Below are 18,676 nucleotides of genomic sequence, written 5' to 3' on the forward strand. Positions count from 1 at the left end.
CGGCGTTATTTACAAATGATTTATACAATTCGCGGCTCTTGATAGTATAATCATATCATGTAGTTGCAAGGTTTGTTATCACCCGCATAGAAGGAGGCTCTTCTTTTTGATAAACATAGCGCTGCACGGACATTTCTACCAGCCTCCGCGAGAAGACCCGTGGACGGGCGCGGTGCCGCGGGATTACAGTGCGGAGCCCGCGCATGACTGGAACGAGCGCGTATGCGCGGAATGCTACACGCCGAACAGCTGCGCAAAACTGCTCGACGCGGACGGAAGGATAAGGGCGGTATTCAACAACTATTCAAAGCTGAGCTTCGACTTCGGCCCCACCCTCCACAGGTGGATAGAGGGCAATTCTCCCACGCTTAACTCGATCATCATCAACTCACAGGAACGGGCTATGGCCCAGGCGTACAACCACATCATCATGCCTCTCGCGTCGGAGCGCGACAGGCTCACGCAGACAGTATGGGGCGTCGAAGATTTCAAGTACCGTTACGGGCGCGAACCGAAAGGCATGTGGCTGCCGGAGTGCGCCGTGGACACGCCGACGCTCGAAACGCTCGCGTCGTGCGGGATTGAATACGTGATACTTGCGCCGTTCCAGTGCAAGGCCGTAGTGACGGAGGGCGGAACCGTGGAAACGCCCGGCGGAGCGAACCTCGACGTCACGCGCCCGTACCGCTGCGAGCTGCCGTCTGGGCGTTCCGTGACGGTGCTTTTCTACCACGCCGGCATAGCCAGGGACATAGCGTTCGGCGGGCTGCTCGACAACGGCGACGCCTTCAAAGAGGCGATGGTCAGGGCGGCCGCCGAGGGCGAAGACAGGATACTGCTCGCGGCCACGGACGGCGAGAGCTACGGACATCACCATAAGTTCGGCGAGATGGCGCTCGCGCGGCTTTTCGAGCTTGCGGAAGAGGACAGAAAAGTCGCCATGCCTTCGCTCGACGAATTTCTGGAAAAGAATCCGCCCGAGGCGCGCTGCATCATCGTCGAGAAATCGTCGTGGTCATGCGCCCACGGGGTGGAACGCTGGCGGTCGGACTGCGGCTGCCGCACCGGCGGCGAAGAAGGCTGGAACCAGAAATGGCGCGGCCCGCTGCGCGGCGCTTTCGACGCCCTCGCGGCCTCCGTGGACGAGCTCTACGAGTCCGAGGTCTCAAAATTCGGCGACCCGTGGCGGCTTCGCAACGAAGCGATAGAGCTTTACAAGTGCGGCCTTCCGCAGACGGAAGATGAGAGACGGAAGGAGCGCGCGGCGTTTTTCGCCGGACGCTTCGAAGGCGTAGGCGAACCTGAAACGCGCAGGCTCTCGTCTCTCGTGGAAATGCAGCGTATGCGCATGTTCATGTACACGTCGTGCGCGTGGTTCTTCAGCGACATATCCGGCGTGGAGGCGCGCCAGATGCTTTCGTTCGCGCTGCGCGCCGCCGAAATAGCGGAAGAGATCTCGGGGCGCAGGGACTACGTCGCCCCGCTCATGGAGAATCTGAAAAAGGCGAAAGGCAACACTAAGGATTACCCGGACGCCGCCTCGGTCGTAACGAAATGTATCGCTCCCCGCGCCGAATACGATGAGCTCATGGAGAAAGAAGAATACTACGCGGAACACGGCGTAGCAAATGGATTGGAGAAGATGAACGAAATGAGATACGGAAACAATCTGGCGGCGTCGCTGCTCGAGTCGCTCGACAGCGACCCGGCGTTCAGGAACGTAGCCTATTTCTCGATGGAAATAGGGCTGAAGCCTGAGATACCGACCTATTCAGGCGGCCTCGGCGTGCTCGCCGGCGACATATTAAAGAGCGCAGCCGACATCGGCGTGCCGATGGTCGGCATCACGCTGCTCTATAAGAAAGGCTACTTCGCGCAGAAGATAGACAAAAACGGACGCCAGACTGAATCCCCGGTCGAATGGGATCCGCGCGAATTTATGGTCCAGCTCCCCAACCGCGTGACTGTAACGATGAACAACAGACCGGTAACGGTCGGCGTGTGGGCTTATAAAGTGCTGGCAGGGCAGTCGGGGCACAAGCTGCCGATACTGTTCCTCGACACGGACCTGCCGGAAAACACGCCGGACGACAGACAGCTCACGGCGGAACTATACGGAGGCGACAACCGCTACAGGCTCTGCCAGGAGCTCATCCTCGGCATCGGCGGCCTGCGCATACTGCGCGACCTCGGCTTCCGCAACATAAGGACTTTCCACCTCAACGAGGGACACGCCGGCTTCCTCACTCTCGAGCTGCTGCGCGAACAGGGCTACGCGGACATCGAAAAAGTCAAGAACCAGGTCATATTCACAACGCACACTCCGGTCGCGGCGGGACACGATTTCTTCTCATACGACCTCATCAACGAAGTGCTCGGCGGCAATTTCGCGGAGATACTGCGCCAGCACGTCGGCGGCAGCGGCCTTTCGATGACCGACCTCGCCCTCAAGTTCAGCCGCTACGTCAACGGCGTCTCGCACAAACACGCGCTCGTGAGCCGCGAGATGTTCGGCGACGAGTCTATAGATTGGATAACGAACGGCGTACACTCCAAGACGTGGACGTCGCCGTCGTTCGCGCGCGTCTACGACCGCCACATCCCGGGATGGAGCAACGACCCGTCGCGGCTCATGCAGGCGCTGCGCATCCCGGACGACGAGATATGGAACGCGCACCAGTCGGCCAAGATGAAGCTGCTGGCCTTCGTGCTCGAGGAGACGGGCATCGAGCTCGACCCGGACGTGCTGACGATAGGCTTCGCGCGCCGCGCCGCGACATACAAGCGGGCCGACCTCGTATTCACGGACATCAAACGCCTGGTCGAGATAGGCGGAGGCAAGATACAGTTCATCTTCTCCGGCAAGGCGCACCCGCACGACGAGCCGGGCAAGGACATGCTGCAGCACATCTGGCGCGTCTCTCAGGAGCTCGGGACGAAGCTGCCGGTCGTCTTCATAGAAAATTACAACATGGGCCCGGCGAAGCTGATCACGGCGGGAGTAGACCTCTGGCTCAACACGCCGATACGCCCGCGCGAGGCGTCCGGCACGAGCGGTATGAAGTGCGTCCATAACGGCGTCATGAACTTCTCGGTGCTCGACGGCTGGTGGATAGAGGGCTGCATCGAGGGCAAGACGGGCTGGGCGATAGGCCCTGAGCCGACAGAGAACGGCCTGGTAGAGTACGACGAGGCGAAGGACGCCGTAGACCTCTACGACAAGCTTGAAAACAAGATAATCCCGACATATTACGACAACCGCGGCGAATGGATAAAGATGATGAAAATCGCCATCGCGGTGAACGCAAGCTATTTCAATACGCATAGGGTGGTGCATGAATACTGTGAAAAGGCCTATGGTACTGTTTTCCGCGGACATTAACAAGGAAATGCATCAGGATAAAACGCCGCAGCCGCCTCAGATAAAGGCGCTGCACGTATCGCCGGAATGCGCGCCGCTCTCAAAGAAGGGCGGCCTCGGCGATGTCGCCGGCTCCCTGCCGAAAGCGCTGCGCGGCGCCGGCGTGGACGCGCGCGTGCTGACCCCGGCGTGGCCCGGCGTCCTCGACAAAGCGCGCGAGCTCGGCGCACTGCCTCAGAGGCCGGTGGGCGCCGTCTCCGTCGCAATAAACTGGCGCGCCGTCACGGCGAAGGTGTGGCGCGCAAACATAAGCGGCCTGCCGGTCTACATCCTCGAAAACGACGAGCTCTTCTCTAACGGGGACATATACCCCGACACGCTGAACGCGGAGACCGCAGAACCGATGATATTCCTCTCATACGCGGCGATGGAGCTCGAGCACGCCGCCAAGTGGAAGCCGTACATAATCCACTCGCACGACTGGCCGACGGCTGCGATTCCGGCCGCGCTGCGCTGGCACAGACACTACGCTTCCCGCGCCGCCGACTACGACACGGTCCACACGATACACAACATCGCGCACCAGGGGCTATTCTCCTACGACTGCCTCAACGGCTGGGGCTTCCGGCCGGATTCCTACTGGGGGACCTTCGAGTTCTACGGACAGGTGAACCTCATGAAAGGCGCGATAAACAACGCCGAGGCCGTAACAGCGGTAAGCCCGAGCTACTCGTGGGACATCCAGACGCGCGACGGCGGTTTCGGCCTCGACGGCGTAATGGCGGCGAACAAACAGAAGCTCAGCGGCATACTCAACGGCATCGACTACGATGTGTGGAACCCGCGCGCCGATAAACTGATACCGGCGCACTACTCGGCGGACAGGCTCGACGGCAAAAAATCCTGCCGCCGCGCGCTGATGGAAAAATTCGGCTGGGAGGACGACGGACGCCCGCTCGTCATCTTCGTCGGACGGCTCACGGAGCAGAAGGGCGTAGATATAATGCTAGACGCGCTCGCGCAATTCATGCCCGACGGGATATACGCTCTCATAATCGGCTCCGGCAGCGACATGTTCAACCGCCGCCTCGAAGACTTTCGCGCGGCCCACGCGGAGTGCGTGCGGACCGTCACCGGATTCAGCGAAGAGACGGCGCACCTCGCCTACGCGGGCGGCGACATACTCGTCATGCCTTCGCTGTTCGAGCCGTGCGGGCTGTCGCAGCTCATCGCCTTCGCCTACGGCACGATACCGGTCGCGCGCGCGACGGGCGGCCTCGCCGACACGGTGATAGACGCGGACGGCTCGCCGGACGGTACAGGCTTCCTCTTCACCGACTACCGTATAGACGAACTCGCGAAAGCGCTCGGCCGTGCGCTCGCGGCGAAGGCCGACGCGGAGCGCTGGCGCAGGATAATGCGCAGCGCGATGAAGCGCGACTTCTCGTGGAACGCATCAGCCGCGGAGTACGCCGGCCTCTACAAGAAAATATTGAAGTCGGAATAGAGAAATTAGGTCTGCGACTGATAAAACAGGCGCTTTTACGATAGACGCAAAACTCCGGAACAATTATAATAAAGCTTAGAAAGAAACAGAAAGTCAGTAAAGTACAATAAAATATACCCTTAGAGAGAAGGAGGAATTTATCATGATCCACGGGAAATACGGACGCGTGCTCGGTATGATCCTCGCGGGCGGCAAGGGCGAACGCCTGATGCCCCTGACGCGCTACCGTGCGAAGCCCGCGGTGCCCTTCGCGGCGAAATACCGCATCATCGACTTCGCGCTCTCGAACATGGTAAACAGCGGACTGTTTTCTATCTATTGCCTCATCCAGTTCAAAAGCCAGTCGCTCCACGAGCACATAGGCAAGGGCTGGCAGTTCGGCAGCGCCCTTCGCGGCAGAGATTTCTTCGTCAACGTGGTTCCGGCCCAGATGTGGGACGGAGAGCGCTGGTACGAGGGCACCGCCGACGCGATATTCCAGAACATGCACCTTGTGACCCTGTTCAACGCCGACCGCGTCTGCATATTCGCGGCCGACCACATCTACAAGATGGACGTCGAACAGATGTTAGCGTATCACATGGACAACAACGCCGACGTCACGGTCGCCGCGTACGTAGTCCCCTCCTCCGAGGCCAGCCAGTTCGGCTGCATCGCCACCGACGAGACGGGACGCATAATAGATTTCGTCGAGAAGCCCGCCGTTCCGCCCGAGATACCGGGACGCCCCGGCTTCAGCTACGTCTCGATGGGCAACTACATCTTCGAGCGCGAGACCCTCGAAGAGTCCGTACTTTCCGACCACGAGCGCGTCGACAGTTCGCACGACTTCGGCCGCGACATACTGCCGAGCCTATTCGGCACGCACAAGCTCATGGCCTACGACTTCTCCACCAACGTGCTGCCGGGCAACGACAAGCCCTACTGGAAGGACGTGGGCAGCATCAAAGCCTACTGGGAGGCGCACATGGACCTTCTGCGCCGCGAATCCGAGCTTTCGCTCTACAATCCGCAGTGGCCGATACGCACGGTGTCATACTCCGACCCGCCCGGATTCACCTACCCCGACAAAGACCACTCCTGCTCCGTAGACGGATGCCTCCGCGCCGAGGCCAGCCGCGTGCTCGGCGCATACGTGCGCAAGAGCGTGCTCTCGCGCAACTGCGTGATAAACGCGGGAGCGGTCGTGGAAGAGTCGATCATAGGGCAGAACGTCGAAATCGGCGAGGACTGCCGCCTGCGCCGCGTCATCGTAGACGCTCACAACATCATACCGGCCGGCACCTCGATAGGCTTCGACCCGGTCGCCGACGCGGAGCGCTACCACGTAGACCCGGCCTCGGGAATCGTCGTCGTCGGGATGCCTAAGATACAGCTCCGCAAAAAGCTCCAGAAGCCCGACACCTACGGCGACGTCAACGACGGCTCCGGCTTCTAGCGCGGCGATACAAAGAGACGGATGTCAAGGCTAAGGCTCCGCGCACGCGGGGCCTTTTTCTTTGACGCGTGGCGATAGGCCGCGATAGAATTTTCTGCAAAACCAGGTGAAGGGGATGGTATTCATGCCGCGCTGCGGAAGATGCGGGACTATATACTCGGACGGCGCGCGTTACTGTCCTAAATGCGGACAGCCGGAGGACCAAGCGAAGGGGCTCTTCGCCGCGCCCCGTCCTTCGTTTGATAAAAGACGCGCCGAAGACGGGCGCGCGCGGCGCGGCGGCGGCTTCTTCGCCGTTCCACTGCCTTTCGCCGTCATAGCCGCCGGCCTGCTGCTGAATCCGGCCGTGCGCGTCTGGCTGCTCAAAGCGTACTTTTACGCCGTCCAGGCCGTAAGCCCGGCTTATTCTCCGAACCCGCGCGCCGTATGGACGCTGAGCTGCGTGCCGGGGTTCGTCTCGATGTTCGCCGTCATGCTCGTGCTCGGCGCGTCCGTCCTCAGGGACGGGAGCTCGCGCCTGCTCCGCGCCGCCGCGGTCCTGCTCCTGATGCTCACCGCGGTCACGCTCGCTGAGGAAGTCTCGAAATTCTTCCAGTATATGCAGACCGCACACGGCGGCTTTTAGATTCAGCGCGCTCCGCTGACGCGCACGGAGGATTATCAGGCGGAAGGCCGGCGCGTCAATATATCAGGCGGCGCGGATATGCAGGTTTAGTCCGTTTCGTACGGTTCGCCGGTCTCGCGCGCCTCTTCGCGCGTGACTATGAGCGCGCGGCTCATGTTCTCTAGTATCGTCTTTCCGCCCGCGCGATACCACGAGGCGAGCCGCGCCGCGTCGCCCGACGCGACGAGCTTCTCCAGCTCCGTCGGCCAGTCCGAACGTTTTTCTTCGTTCAGCATGTCGAGCGCGACGTAGCCGCGCTCCACTGCGACCGCGGCCGAGCGCCGTCCCCTGTATTCGATCGTTACGAGTTTCATACACAACACCTCCGCTCAGATATCGTCCGACGACAATTATAACGCGCCGCTCGCAAAACGCGGCCCGATGCAAACGCGCCGCTTTCCGCTCCATATTATTCTGTGCAAGAAACTTTTCCGCCTGCGGGAAACTTCCGCGCCTAAAGCGGCGGAAAACATACGCCGCCCGACGCGCGCCCTTCCGCTGACGGCCTGCGCGCCGCGTCCGGCACGCTATTGACAAAAGGGCGCGCGCATTGTAATCTTCACTAAGTTGATAGAGAAGGTGATGTTTATGGCGATCACACAGAAATGCCAATACGCGCTGCGAGCGATATACGAGCTCGCCGTCCGCCAGGGTGAAGGGCCGTGCAAGATAGGCGCGGTGGCCGAGGCGCAGGGCATTCCCGTGCGCTTTCTCGAGAACATCCTGAACGGTCTCAAAGGCGCGGGCTTCGTCGATTCCGCGCGCGGCAAGGACGGCGGATATTTCCTCGCGCGTCCGGCCTCTTCGATAACCGTCGGCGAGGTCATACGCTTCGTGCAGGGCGGCTTCAGGCCGGTCGAGTGCGGCGAGGGGGAGTTCGACGAGTGCTCGCTCTACGGGAGCTGCGTCTTCCGTCCGCTGTGGGAGGAGGCGCAGGCGGCGCTCGAAGCAGTCTACGACGGCACGACGTTTCAGGATTTGGTGGACAAATCGGAAGAGAACCGCCACGGCCCGGAGTGCCGCTGCGGGAGGAAGAATAAAATACAGAAAGCATGATGAGGTGACGGAAATGGAACCACGCGAGGTTTATTTAGACAATTCTGCGACGACGAGGGTGGACCCGAAAGTTACGGAGGCGATGCTGCCGTACTTCTCGCAGCGCTACGGCAACCCGAACAGCCTGCACAGGCTCGGGCGCGAGGCGCGCGAGGCGGTGGACGAGGCGCGCGCGAAGGTGGCGGCGCTGATAAACGCTGAGCCGACGGACATAATTTTCACCGGGGCCGGCAGCGAGGCGGACAACCTCGCGATCAAGGGCGCGGCGTGGGCCCTGCGCGAGCGCGGCAAAGGCTGCCACATAATCACGAGCGCCATAGAGCACCACGCTATCCTCGACACGGTCAAGTGGCTCGGCAAAATGGGTTTCGAGTACACGATACTGCCGGTCGATTCGCGCGGCATGGTGTCGCCTGAGGACTTGGAAAAGGCGATACGCCCAGACACGATTCTTGCGACAATAATGGCGGCGAACAACGAGATAGGCACGATACAGCCGGTGCGCGAGCTCGGCGAGGTCTGCCGCGCGCACGGCGTGATGTTCCACACCGACGGCGTGCAGGCCGCGGGGCATATAAAGGTGGACGTGAAGGAGCTACCCGTCGATATGATGACGATGGCGGCGCACAAGATGTACGGCCCCAAGGGGCTCGGCGCTCTCTACGTGCGCCGCGGCATAAAGCTCATCCCCACGCTTCACGGCGGCGGCCAGGAGTTCGGCCTGCGCTCCGGCACTGAGAACGTGCCTGGAATCGTCGGCTTCGGCAAAGCGGCAGAGCTCGCGAAAGAGCGCCTCGACGCGGGCGAGGACAAGAAAATCGCCGCGCTTCGCGACTATCTCATCGAAGGCGTACTCTCGCGCGTCCCGGAGTCGCAGCTCACCGGCGCTGCGGGAGACGGCCGTCTGCCCTTCCACGCGAGCTTCACGATAAAGTACATCGAGGGCGAAGGGATGCTGCTGCTTCTCGACGCGGCTGGCATCTACGCATCGAGCGGCTCGGCCTGCACCTCCGGCAGCCTAGAGCCGAGCTACGTGCTGCTCGCGACTGGGCTCGACCACGCGACTGCGCACGGCTCTCTGCGCCTGACGATGAGCCACGAGACTACGAGAGAGGATATCGACTACGTGCTTGAGAAATTCCCGCCGATTGTGGAGCGGCTGCGTTCGATGTCCCCGTTCTGGAATAAAAGATAATAAGGGGAAAGGGAGGAAGAAAGATGTATAATCAGAAAGTGGTAGATTACTTCATGAATCCGCGCAACGCGGGGCGCATCGAGGACGCGGACGCGGTCGGCGAAGTCGGCAACCCGAAGTGCGGCGACGTGATGAAGATATACCTGAAGATAAATCCGCAGAGCGAGGTCGTCGAGGACATAAAGTTCGAGACCTTCGGCTGCGCCGCCGCGATAGCGACCAGCTCGATGGTGACGGAGCTCGCGAAAGGGCGCACGCTGAGCGACGCTCTCAAAATAACCAACAAGGAGGTCGCCGACGAGCTAGGCGGACTGCCGCCAGCGAAGCTGCACTGCTCTCTGCTCGCGCAGGAGGGGATACAGGCAGCCGCCGCGGATTACTATATGCGCCGGGACGGAAAGCTCCCCGACGGCCTCACGATGCCGAAGACCTGCATAGCCTGCGGCTGCGAGGCCGGGGAAGAAGAGGAAGAAAGGTTCGTGAGCGAACATGACAGAGTCGCAGAATAGCGCAAACGCCAAAGGACGTATAATCGCGGTATGCAGCGCCCCCAAAAAGGGCATGATCAAGCACGACATAGGCGAAGGCACGCTGATCGAGGGGATAGGCCTCGAGGGAGACGCGCACGCCGGATTCATGCACCGGCAGGTGAGCCTCATCTCGATGGAGGACATCAGGACGATGATGGCTAAGCTGCCGAACCTCGTGCCGGGAAGTTTCGCGGAAAACCTGACGACCGAGGGATTCGACCTCGGCGCGCTGAAGATAGGCGACAGGCTGCGCGTCGGCGAGACGTTGCTCGAGGTCTCGCAGATCGGCAAGGAATGCCACTCGCACTGCGAGGTCTTCAAGCAGACCGGCGAGTGCATAATGCCCAAGAAGGGCGTCTTCACAAAGGTGCTCAAGGGCGGACGGGTAAAAAAAGGCGACGAGATAGAATTCGCGGAATAACATGAGGCACACGAGGCCGCCGAAGGGCGGCCTTTTTCATTCAGGAAGGCTCGATATGGAACACGAACACGACCACGTACATGAACATGAGCGCCGCAGCGGCGAATCGGAGAAAAAATGCGGCTGCGGCCACGTACACAAACACGGAGAGAACGCCGGATGCGAATTCGGAGACCCGCATAAGCATCATCATTCGGTAGGCCACGACGGCGAGTGCTGCTGCGCCTCGTGCCACACGACCGAGGAGCTTTTTCAGGAGACGGAGGAGGACGCGCGGCGCGCGGGCGAAGAATTTCGCCGCGAGATAACGTTTCTCGCGATAACCGGCGCGATATTCTTCGCAGCCTTCGCCGTCGAGGAGCTGCACCTTTTTCACGACGAGCGCACGCACACGGCGCTTCACGTACTTTTCGCGATTTTATACATCGTCACGGGACGGCCCGTGCTCGCGAACGCGGTACGCGCGCTGCGGCGCGGCAATATTTTCAACGAATTCACCCTGATGGGCGGCGCGACGCTCGCGGCCTTCGCTATAGGCGAGACCTGCGAGACGGTCGGCGTCATGCTCTTCTACCGGCTCGGCGAGGCATTTCAGGAGCGCGCCGCGGCGAACTCGCGCCGTTCGATAAAGTCGCTGCTCGCGCGCAAGCCGGTGACGGCGCGCGTAGTCAAAGACGGGACGGCGGAGACGGCGGACCCGCGCAGCCTCAAAAAGGGCGACATCCTCCAGATAATGCCGGGCGAGCCTATCCCAGCCGATGGGCGCGTCGTAAGCGGCGAGGCGACCGTCGAGACGCGGACGGGCGGCGAGGCGGCGACGGAGCGCGTAAGCGCAGGCTCGCGCGTGCGCGGCGGGACGCTCTCGCTCGACGGGCTGCTTCTGGTCGAGGCCGACGGCCCGTTCTCCGACGGCGGCGCGGAGCGGCTGCTCGAGGCGGCGCGATGCGCGGCGGAGCGCAAGGCCCCGACCGAGCGCTTCATCACGAAGTTCGCAAAATGGTACACCCCGGCGGTCTTCTTCATCTCCGCGGCAGTGATGCTCGTCCCGCCGCTCGCGGGGCGCGGCGAATGGCACGAGTGGATATACCGCGGGCTCGTGCTGCTCGTAGTCTCCTGCCCCTGCGCGCTCGTCATATCGATACCGCTCGGCTACTTCGGCGGCATAGGCGCGGCCTCGAAAAACGGCGTGCTCGTCAAGGGCGCGGACGTGTTCGACGCGCTCGGCAGGGTGCGCGCGGCGGTATTCGACAAGACGGGCGTGCTCACCTACGGAAATTTCAAAATATCCGGGATAATCCCATACGGCGGCATCTCCGCCGGAGACGTGCTCGCCGCGGCGGCTCTCGCCGAAAGCGGCTCTACGCACCCGGCCGGGCGCGCGATAGCCGAAGCCGCGGGAGCCGGCCTCGCCCCCGAGGGCGCGGCGATAACGCAGATACCCGGCAAGGGCATGATATACCGCGCCGGCGGCGACACGATAATCTCGGGCAGCAAGGCGCTGCTCGAGGAGCACGGCGTCGAGGCGCCGGTGATAGGAGGCGGGGCGACAGTCACCTACGTCGCTCAAAACGGTCTGTGTATAGGCGCGATAACGGCCGATGACGAACTTCGCCCCGAGGCGGCGGAGGCCGTCGCAAAGCTGCGCGAGCTAGGCATGAACGGAGTCTACATGCTGACCGGAGACCGCGCCGAGGCCGCCGAAAGCGCCGCGCGCGCGCTCCGCCTCGACGGCTGGCGCGCCGGACTGCGCCCCGGCGAAAAAGCGGCCGCTCTCGCGGAGCTCTGCGGCGGCGCGGAAAAAGCGCTCTACGTGGGAGACGGTATAGCCCGCGGCCCCGTCATAGCGGCTACGGAAGAGGGACTCGAAGCCGGGGGCTTCGGCCAGCAGGCGTCGGCCGAGACTGCGGACGCGGTGATACTCGGCGGCTCTCCAGCCAAGGCCGCAGTCCTCGTGCGCATAGCGCGCAAAACGCGGGCGATAGTATGGGAAAACGTCGCGCTCGCGCTCGGCGTCAAGGGAGTATTCCTGCTGCTCGGCGCGTCGGGCCACGCTGGGCTGTGGGAGGCGGCCTTCGCCGACGTCGGCGTCGCCCTGATGGCTATACTGAACTCGACGCGGGCCGCTCGGCTGAAATAACGCGGCGAAGCGCAAAGAAAAGCGGGGCGCGGCGGACGAAGCCGCGCCTTTTTCGCGCGCTTTACTGGCGCGGAATTTTTGCTATAATCAAACGCTGTTTGACTTTTACATAAGGATGGGAATCATGAGCAAAATCTACACAATCAAATTCTCACACATTCCGGTAACTCAGATAAAGCCTAACCAGGCCGTAGCCGGCGCGATAGAGATACGCACGGCGAAGATAGCGGCTTTCGTGAGGCTCAACGGCGAGATACTGCGCCAGTCGGGCGACGCGCGCATGACGACCTGCCTGCGCCCGTGGGGCATCGGACTCTCCGACGAGGAAATGAAGACTTTCGCGACGCAGGAGGTGAACGGCAGGACCTACATCAACAGCATATACGTGGACCTCGACACCTACTCGAACATACAGGCGCTGCGCCCCGAGACGATGTACTCGCTATGGTACGAGCTGGGGCTAGTACATTACGCTCTGACGAACGGCGAAACGATGAACCACATCCGCCCGGCGCGCGAAAAGGCGCTCGAGGCAGGAGAACTCAGCGCCGCGTCGCTAGACGCGGAGGCCTTCGCCGTGCGCCACACCAGCGCGCAGGCCGCGCTGAAATCGCTGGAGACGCTCAGCGGGCTGCCGCATCCCGAAAGCGACCTCGCGGCTAAAGAATATCCGCTGCGCATAAAAATGCTCGAAGAGCAGGCCGCCGAGAAAGCGGCGCGCTGATTTTAGACAATATCTCGTTTTTATTGAGCAAAAACTTGACCCGTTACAATCCCAGCATAATATAGGCTTTGCAAAATTTTATGTGGAAGGAAGAAATTACAAATGAATCTAAGCGCACGCAACCAGCTTAAAGCGACCGTCGCCGGAGTCAAAAAAGGCGCGGTCAACGACGAAGTTTCGCTCCGCCTCGCGGACGGCACCACGCTCACCTCGATAATCACCGAGACGAGCTGCGAGAACCTCGGCCTCAAGGAAGGCGCCGAGGCCTACGCTGTAATCAAGGCGTCGAACGTAATGATCGGCGAGGGCGACGGAGGACTCAGGCTCTCGGCCCGCAACCAGCTCAAGGGCGTCGTCGAATCAGTCAGGGACGGAGCGGTGAACTGCGAAGTGGACGTAAAGCTCGAGGGCGGAGAGAAGATCGTCTCCATCATCACGATGTCGAGCGCCAAGCGCCTCGGCCTGGTCCCCGGCAAGGAAGTCCGCGCCGTGATCAAAGCCTCGGACATCATGGTCGGCGTGGCGGAATAACCAAGCCTTCTGCGACGCGGCGCAGGCCGCGCGCTATAGTGAAAGCGGCCCCGGCGTAACGCCAGGGCCGCTTTTTCACGCCTTCGGCTCAATCACCACTCGACGGCGCCGCTCCACTGAGCGAGCTTTGCGGGACGGTCCCATGCGTACTCGCGGAACTGGCCGCAGCACGGCGTCCCCTTGCAGGCCCAGAGACGCTTGTCCGTCGCGTCCATGACGATGCAGCCGAGCGTGCTTATCTTGTCCAGCTCCTTCTTGCGCTCGTCGCCGTGGCGGCAGACGCTGAACGGGAATCCGAAATGATCCTTGAATGCCTCTATTATATCCGCGCGCGTTATCGCCCCGGCCTTCGGCGCGAGACGGCGCAGTATGCGGCGGTCCCTGTAGAGCGTCCCGCCGAGCGCGTCCACCTGATAGCCGTATTTCGGATGCTTGATGTGATTGCTGTGCGAGATGAGGCCGTTCTCAGGATAGAGCACCAGCTGCCCGCGCGCGAGCTTTTCAAAGCCCATCGCGTCTCCCGCGCCGTAAGCGGCGGCGTAGTACATCGGCAGCATCGCCTCGGCGCCGAATATCTTGTTCACAGCGTCCACATAGCGGTCCTGCTCGAGGAACTTGCGGCGGACGAACACGGACGGGACGCCGAATACCTTCGTGTTGCTCGTCTTGTGCAGGCTGTTGACGCCGAGCGCGAGCCCGGCCTGGTTCATGCCGTAGCGCGCGAGCTGTCCGGCCTCCGTCACTATCATCATGTCGGCGCCGCCGTCTTTAAGTACCTGTAAAATGACGGTGCCGTATTCCTGCCACGTATATGTATCCCAGTTCTGAGCGAGAATCGTATGGCCGTCAGCCGACGCCTCTGGCAGCACCGCGACGCTCGAGCAGCCGTCAAGCTCCTCCTCGTCCGAGGCCGGACGGCGCACGAGCGTCATAGCCTCGGAGCGCGAGTTGAGCGTCAGCAGGTCGTCGAAAGACGCTCCCGAGCCCTCGGCCACGCCGCGGAGCTCCTCGAGAAGCTCCGGCGAGTACGCCTCTATGAACGGAAGGAACTTCTTAGATATCTCGCGCGCGTCGTCCCAGCTTACCGCAGCGTGGCCGCTGTTGAAGAAGGTCATGTAGCGTTCGAGAACGCCGCCGATAAGCTCTCGGCACTGCGAGCCGTAGTCCGCCCCGCGCTCGCGCGGAGTCCTCCCCTGAATCGTAAAAAAAGGCATATAAGCCATCTGCCGCATCTCCTTTTTGCAAAATATGGAAAAAGCCCCGCTCCGTCCGCGCGCATGGCGCCGGCGTGGAAGCGGGGCGGCCTGATTATTTTACCCCAGTACCGCTCATTTGACGAACAGCGTCACGCCCGGGCCGAGCGGCAGCTCGAACACCCACCAGACGCAGAGCAGTATTATCTGAATGGCTATCGTGACTATCGCGTATGGCATACAGCCGGCGAAGACCGTGCCCATGCCGGGCGTCTTGTCCTTGTCGGTGTTGTATGCGACTAGAAGGCCGACGATGAGCGCGACGTCGGACGATATCGGCGCGACCGCGTTCATCGCGGAGTCGCCTATGCGGTAGGCGAGCGCCGTCAGCGCGGGGCTTATGTCCACCGCGTAGAACATCGGTATGAGTATCGGCGCGAGTATCATCCACTTCGACGAGCCGGAGGTCATGAAGAGGTCGAGGAAGCATGTCATGACGGCGACGACTATGAGCAGCAGCAGCCCGTTGAAGCCGGCCTCCTTAAGCCACTGCGCGCCGGTCGCCCCCAACACGGTCGGAATGTTCGAAGCGTTGAAGAGGTAGATGAAGAGCGACGCGGGAAGCGCTATGACCATGAAGCTCGTGACGAGTCCTATGCTTTTCGACATCATCTTCGGCATATCGTTCCATTTCGCGATGGCGCCGGTCGTGCGTCCGTAGACCATCGCCGTGATCTGGAAGAAGAGGAAGAGCAGCGTAAGCACGCTCTTAAGCAGCGGCGAGTTCGGCACTATGCTGCCGTCCGCCGCGCGGAAGAACGAATCCTGCGGGAAGCAGAGCGCGAAAAGCACTACGAAGAAAAGCACGGCGGCTATCCCCGCGTTGCGCAGCCCTCTGCGCTCGACCGGCGTCAGCTCGTGCTCTGTCTCCTTGCCGAGCACGAGGCTCAGGTCTTTCGGCTCGCCTATGAAGCCGCGCACGAACTTCGTCGTTATAAGAGTGTACGCCACGGTCAGGACTACAAGGCTGGCGATAAGGAAGTACCAATGCTCGAGTACGTGCACCGTCGAAGGGTCGATGCCGAGCGAGGTGCAGACCGAGACGTTGATGCCGCTGATGAGCACGTCGAGGTTGCCGGCGAAGATGCTCGCAGCCATTCCCGCGTTGCCCGCCGCGTAAGCGAGTATGATGCCGAGCCACGGGTTGTAGCCGAGCAGGGCGAAGACGGCGGCCGCGACCGTCGTGCAGCCGAGGACGCCCGCGTTTGACGCGATGTGCGCGTTGATGGCGATGAACGAAACGACGGCGAAGACGAGCGACGGACGAGCGCCGAGTATCGTGCGGCGTATGAGCGCGCTGAAGAATCCGACCTGGTCGGCCAGCCCGATAGAGAGCATGAGCAGCCCGACCATCATCATCGGCGCGAAGTTGTAATATATCTTATACATATTCTCGGTGACATATGTGATGGTCTCCCTGTTCAGGAGATTGCGCACCGTGGCGGTGACCATCTTCTCGCCGCCGCCGGAGCTGGACGCCGACATATAGCTTATCGAAGCGCCGCCGAATATCACCGAAAGCGCGACAGCGATGACGCAGAGTATGCAGAACAGATAGAACGGATGCGGCAACTTGTTGCCGACCACCTCGACGCCGTTGATAAAACGGAAGAAGAGGCTTTTTTTCTCGCTAGTTACAGATTGTCCCATTTGAATAATTCACTTCCGACACACAAAAATCTTCAGCGCCTTTATTAGAGCGCCTTTTCATAAACGGTCTCGCCGCCGATGACGGTGCGCAGTACCCGTATATCCTTTATCTCGTCTTCGGGGCAGGTCATAAAGTCCCTGTCTATCACGACGAAGTCAGCGAGCTTGCCTGGCTCGATGCTGCCCTTCAGCTTCTCCTCGAATCCGGCGTACGCCCCCCACGTCGTGTAAGAGCGCAGCGCCTCCTCCCTCGTCATCGCCTCGCTCGGATACCAGCCCCCTTCAGGCTGCCCGTGCTCGTCTTTGCGCGACACCGCGCAGTACATACTGAGGAAAGGATTGTAGCTTTCGACCGGCGAGTCCGTTCCGTTCGGCACGACGTTGCCGCCGTCGATGAGAGTGCGCCACGCATACGCCCCTTTCATGCGCTCCGCGCCGAGCCGCGCCTCCGCGACCTTCTTGTCGGTGCGCAGGAATACGGTCTGATGCGTCGGTATGACGCCGAGCTTCCTGAAACGCGGTATATCGTGCGGTGAAAGTATCTGCGCGTGTTCTATACGCAGCCGCGCGTCGCCGTCGGGGATCTCGGAGAGCAGCCGCTCGTACACGTCGAGCGCCTGGCGGTTCGCCGCGTCCCCTATTGCGTGAATCCATATCTGAAAGCCTGCGCGGCGCGCTTCGTAGAGGACGTTGTAAAGCTGCTCGTCCGTCCACTTGCCGTTGCCGCGATGCCCGGGACGGTCGCCGTAGTCCTCGAGCATCCACGCGCTTCTGGCGCCGAGTGAGCCGTCGCCGGATATCTTGTAAGCGCGCGCAGTCAGCCTGTTGCCGTACATGCCTATGCGCAGCCCCTTCTGGAAATAGCGCAGCGAGCCCTCCATCAGCTCCTCGTAGTTCGGACGCCCGACGACGCGCATGCTCGCGTAGATGCGTATCTTAAGCTCGCGCTTCTGGTAGAGCTCCTCCCACGCCTGTATCCATTCCTCGGCCGTCCCGGCGTCGTGGACGGTCGTCAGCCCCGCCGATACGAAGCCCTCCTGCGCAAGCAGCACGATGCGCTGAAGCTGCTCTTTATTGTACGGTGGGATCGCTTTGTTGAAAGGATCCTGCGCCTGATCCGTCACCGTGCCCAGCAGCGAACCGTCCCCGGCTCTCAGGTATTCGCCGCCCGCTGGGTCCGGCGTTTCGCAAGTCACTCCGGCCGCGGCGAAGGCCGCGCTGTTCACCCACGCGGCGTGCCCACAGGCGCGCTTGAGATAAACCGGGATGTCCGGGGCGACGGCGTCGAGCTCCTCCTTCGTAGGGAACGACGCGTCGCTCCACTCGTCGTTGAGCCAGCCGCGTCCGACTATCCACTCGCCCGGCTTCGCGCGCCCGTAGGCTTCCGCGACCATCGCGACGATCTCTTCACGCCCTTTGCCGACGAGGTTCAGCTCCATCTTCATAGCGCCGGTGTTGTTGACGTGCAGATGCGAGTCGATGAGCCCGGGAAGGACGCAGCGGCCCTTCAAATCCACTATCTTAGTCTCCGGCGCGCAGAGCGCGCGTATCTCCTCGTCTGTTCCGGCGGCGACGAAACGGTCGCCGGAAACGCAGAACGCGGAAACGACGGAGAAGTCCCCGTCTGCGGTGTAGACCTTTCCGTTCACAAATGCTGCGTCAGGCTTTCTCATGTACCAGTCCCCTTTTGCCGATGAAAATAAAAAAACGTGCCGATAATGAATCAACGTAAACACGACACCGGTAGTATAAAGAGGTTCAGCGAAAATGTCTAACACTTTATGCCAATCGCCGGCGATAATAAGGGAAAACCACTATTTTATCTTTATATCATAGCTTTATACAAATGTTTTATTTATATAAAGTTTATTTTTTATTCTTATAATAATTTATAAGGCATCTGTCGGACAAGATTTTTCTGTCTTCTTCGCTCACCTCGGGCATTCTCACCGTTATCCGCGTTTTATCCCCGCCGCCGTCTCCCTCAAGTAGGAATGAATGACCGCGAGATGCGCCGGCACGAAGCCGCAGCTGAACTTTCCCGCCGCGAAGAGGCCGAACGCATGGTCGTCCTCGTTGATCGTGCCGCCGACGGCGCATAGCGAATTATGGCAGTTCGTGAGGACGTAGGGCAGAGGGAAGCTCTTCATGCCGCTCGCAAGCGCGGATAAATTACCACAGCAGCGCGCGGCGTACAAGGCGGAACGTT

The 18,676-nt window shown here is 61.2% G+C and carries 16 protein-coding genes; 11 read left to right on the forward strand and 5 right to left on the reverse strand.

Annotation, left to right across the window (positions count from 1 at the left end; translation table 11 throughout):
* Positions 1 to 106: 106 nt before the first annotated feature.
* The 4 genes from glgP to B5F39_RS01125 all read left to right on the forward strand — a co-directional run bounded on the left by glgP (position 107) and on the right by B5F39_RS01125 (position 6,931).
* Entirely contained in the window at positions 107 to 3,382 is a 3,276-nt protein-coding gene (gene glgP, locus B5F39_RS14700) for an alpha-glucan family phosphorylase (RefSeq protein ID WP_087362990.1), read from the forward strand.
* A gap of 7 nt (positions 3,383 to 3,389) precedes the next feature.
* Positions 3,390 to 4,868 carry a glycogen/starch synthase gene (locus B5F39_RS01115; protein WP_087363163.1) on the forward strand — a complete coding sequence of 493 codons (1,479 nt, stop codon included), beginning with the start codon at positions 3,390 to 3,392 and terminating at the stop codon, positions 4,866 to 4,868.
* Between the two features lie 142 nt (positions 4,869 to 5,010).
* Positions 5,011 to 6,306, forward strand: a complete 1,296-nt coding sequence (gene glgC, locus B5F39_RS01120) for a glucose-1-phosphate adenylyltransferase (RefSeq protein ID WP_087362991.1) — start codon at positions 5,011 to 5,013, stop codon at positions 6,304 to 6,306.
* Between the two features lie 115 nt (positions 6,307 to 6,421).
* Complete coding sequence (locus tag B5F39_RS01125) at positions 6,422 to 6,931, forward strand: zinc ribbon domain-containing protein (RefSeq protein WP_087362992.1); 510 nt, start codon at positions 6,422 to 6,424, stop codon at positions 6,929 to 6,931.
* Positions 6,932 to 7,017: 86 nt separating this feature from the next.
* On the opposite strand, the gene B5F39_RS01130 is transcribed toward B5F39_RS01125, so the two are convergent.
* Entirely contained in the window at positions 7,018 to 7,284 is a 267-nt protein-coding gene (locus B5F39_RS01130) for a hypothetical protein (protein ID WP_087362993.1), read from the reverse strand.
* A 274-nt stretch (positions 7,285 to 7,558) separates the two neighbouring features.
* Here B5F39_RS01130 and B5F39_RS01135 point away from each other — a divergent pair, with 274 nt between their 5' ends.
* The 7 genes from B5F39_RS01135 to B5F39_RS14535 all read left to right on the forward strand — a co-directional run bounded on the left by B5F39_RS01135 (position 7,559) and on the right by B5F39_RS14535 (position 13,564).
* The gene (locus B5F39_RS01135; RefSeq protein ID WP_087362994.1) at positions 7,559 to 8,026 is read left to right on the forward strand and encodes an Rrf2 family transcriptional regulator; all 468 of its coding nucleotides are present in this window, start codon (positions 7,559 to 7,561) and stop codon (positions 8,024 to 8,026) included.
* A 13-nt stretch (positions 8,027 to 8,039) separates the two neighbouring features.
* Positions 8,040 to 9,221, forward strand: a complete 1,182-nt coding sequence (gene nifS / locus B5F39_RS01140; RefSeq protein WP_087362995.1) for a cysteine desulfurase NifS — start codon at positions 8,040 to 8,042, stop codon at positions 9,219 to 9,221.
* A 23-nt stretch (positions 9,222 to 9,244) separates the two neighbouring features.
* The gene (locus B5F39_RS01145) at positions 9,245 to 9,730 is read left to right on the forward strand and encodes an iron-sulfur cluster assembly scaffold protein (RefSeq protein WP_087362996.1); all 486 of its coding nucleotides are present in this window, start codon (positions 9,245 to 9,247) and stop codon (positions 9,728 to 9,730) included.
* On the forward strand, positions 9,711 to 10,172 hold the full coding sequence (locus B5F39_RS01150; protein ID WP_087362997.1) for an MOSC domain-containing protein: 462 nt from the start codon (positions 9,711 to 9,713) through the stop codon (positions 10,170 to 10,172). The genes B5F39_RS01145 and B5F39_RS01150 overlap by 20 nt, the downstream gene beginning before the upstream one ends.
* 55 nt (positions 10,173 to 10,227) lie before the next feature.
* Complete coding sequence (locus B5F39_RS01155; RefSeq protein WP_087363165.1) at positions 10,228 to 12,309, forward strand: heavy metal translocating P-type ATPase; 2,082 nt, start codon at positions 10,228 to 10,230, stop codon at positions 12,307 to 12,309.
* A 124-nt stretch (positions 12,310 to 12,433) separates the two neighbouring features.
* Positions 12,434 to 13,033 carry a hypothetical protein gene (locus B5F39_RS01160; protein ID WP_087362998.1) on the forward strand — a complete coding sequence of 200 codons (600 nt, stop codon included), beginning with the start codon at positions 12,434 to 12,436 and terminating at the stop codon, positions 13,031 to 13,033.
* Between the two features lie 102 nt (positions 13,034 to 13,135).
* Entirely contained in the window at positions 13,136 to 13,564 is a 429-nt protein-coding gene (locus B5F39_RS14535; protein ID WP_087362999.1) for a TOBE domain-containing protein, read from the forward strand.
* Positions 13,565 to 13,656: 92 nt separating this feature from the next.
* Here the strand turns inward: B5F39_RS14535 and B5F39_RS01170 are convergent, their stop codons facing one another.
* The 4 genes from B5F39_RS01170 to B5F39_RS01185 all read right to left on the reverse strand — a co-directional run bounded on the left by B5F39_RS01170 (position 13,657) and on the right by B5F39_RS01185 (position 18,617).
* Positions 13,657 to 14,787 (reverse strand): C45 family peptidase, encoded by a 1,131-nt coding sequence (locus B5F39_RS01170; RefSeq protein WP_158095888.1) that lies wholly within the window; start codon positions 14,785 to 14,787, stop codon positions 13,657 to 13,659.
* A 105-nt stretch (positions 14,788 to 14,892) separates the two neighbouring features.
* Positions 14,893 to 16,467 (reverse strand): AbgT family transporter, encoded by a 1,575-nt coding sequence (locus B5F39_RS01175; protein WP_087363002.1) that lies wholly within the window; start codon positions 16,465 to 16,467, stop codon positions 14,893 to 14,895.
* Positions 16,468 to 16,511: 44 nt separating this feature from the next.
* Complete coding sequence (locus B5F39_RS01180; RefSeq protein WP_087363004.1) at positions 16,512 to 18,140, reverse strand: amidohydrolase; 1,629 nt, start codon at positions 18,138 to 18,140, stop codon at positions 16,512 to 16,514.
* A gap of 279 nt (positions 18,141 to 18,419) precedes the next feature.
* On the reverse strand, positions 18,420 to 18,617 hold the full coding sequence (locus B5F39_RS01185; protein WP_239391002.1) for a hypothetical protein: 198 nt from the start codon (positions 18,615 to 18,617) through the stop codon (positions 18,420 to 18,422).
* Between the last annotated feature and the right edge of the window lie 59 nt (positions 18,618 to 18,676).

This window comes from Cloacibacillus sp. An23, from assembly GCF_002159945.1.
In the GTDB taxonomy this organism is placed as follows: domain Bacteria; phylum Synergistota; class Synergistia; order Synergistales; family Synergistaceae; genus Caccocola.

Coding starts and splice junctions, on each gene's coding strand:
- B5F39_RS01115 (WP_087363163.1), top strand. CDS start 3,390: ATGCATCAGGATAAAACGCCGCAGCCGCCTCAGATAAAGGCGCTGCAC.
- glgC (WP_087362991.1), top strand. CDS start 5,011: ATGATCCACGGGAAATACGGACGCGTGCTCGGTATGATCCTCGCGGGC.
- B5F39_RS01125 (WP_087362992.1), top strand. CDS start 6,422: ATGGTATTCATGCCGCGCTGCGGAAGATGCGGGACTATATACTCGGAC.
- B5F39_RS01130 (WP_087362993.1), bottom strand. CDS start 7,284: ATGAAACTCGTAACGATCGAATACAGGGGACGGCGCTCGGCCGCGGTC.
- B5F39_RS01135 (WP_087362994.1), top strand. CDS start 7,559: ATGGCGATCACACAGAAATGCCAATACGCGCTGCGAGCGATATACGAG.
- nifS (WP_087362995.1), top strand. CDS start 8,040: ATGGAACCACGCGAGGTTTATTTAGACAATTCTGCGACGACGAGGGTG.
- B5F39_RS01145 (WP_087362996.1), top strand. CDS start 9,245: ATGTATAATCAGAAAGTGGTAGATTACTTCATGAATCCGCGCAACGCG.
- B5F39_RS01150 (WP_087362997.1), top strand. CDS start 9,711: ATGACAGAGTCGCAGAATAGCGCAAACGCCAAAGGACGTATAATCGCG.
- B5F39_RS01155 (WP_087363165.1), top strand. CDS start 10,228: ATGGAACACGAACACGACCACGTACATGAACATGAGCGCCGCAGCGGC.
- B5F39_RS01160 (WP_087362998.1), top strand. CDS start 12,434: ATGAGCAAAATCTACACAATCAAATTCTCACACATTCCGGTAACTCAG.
- B5F39_RS14535 (WP_087362999.1), top strand. CDS start 13,136: ATGAATCTAAGCGCACGCAACCAGCTTAAAGCGACCGTCGCCGGAGTC.
- B5F39_RS01170 (WP_158095888.1), bottom strand. CDS start 14,787: ATGGCTTATATGCCTTTTTTTACGATTCAGGGGAGGACTCCGCGCGAG.
- B5F39_RS01175 (WP_087363002.1), bottom strand. CDS start 16,467: ATGGGACAATCTGTAACTAGCGAGAAAAAAAGCCTCTTCTTCCGTTTT.
- B5F39_RS01180 (WP_087363004.1), bottom strand. CDS start 18,140: ATGAGAAAGCCTGACGCAGCATTTGTGAACGGAAAGGTCTACACCGCA.
- B5F39_RS01185 (WP_239391002.1), bottom strand. CDS start 18,617: ATGAAGAGCTTCCCTCTGCCCTACGTCCTCACGAACTGCCATAATTCG.